1 pseudogene is annotated in these 353 nt (G+C 41.6%); it reads left to right on the top strand.

Features of this window, described 5'->3' with window-relative positions:
- Positions 1 to 316: pseudogene (locus ACY2RT_RS15300) on the top strand (glycine--tRNA ligase); the annotation flags it as partial.
- Positions 317 to 353: the final 37 nt, after the last annotated feature.

The following is a 353-nucleotide window of genomic DNA, read 5'->3' on the forward strand; positions in this document are numbered from 1 at the left end:
CATAGCCGTCTTAGACCGGACGGCTCGAGCTTTAGATGCTAACGATCTGGCAGATGTTAAGGACCTCATCGAAGAACTGGGAATTGCTGACCCCGAAACAGGTAGTAAGAACTGGACTGAAGTACGGCAGTTTAATGTGATGTTTGGAACTAAGTTAGGAGCTTCGGCCGAAAGTGCTACCAATTTATACCTTCGCCCTGAAACTGCTCAGGGGATTTTTGTGAATTTCTTAAATTTGCGAAAAACAGGTAGAATGAAAATTCCATTTGGAATTGCACAAACCGTTAAAGCTTTCCGTAATGAAATTGTAGCAAGATAATTTATCTTTAGAATGCGTGAGTTTGAGCAAATGG

The sequence above is a fragment of the Ulvibacter sp. 2210JD10-4 genome (genome assembly GCF_058148525.1).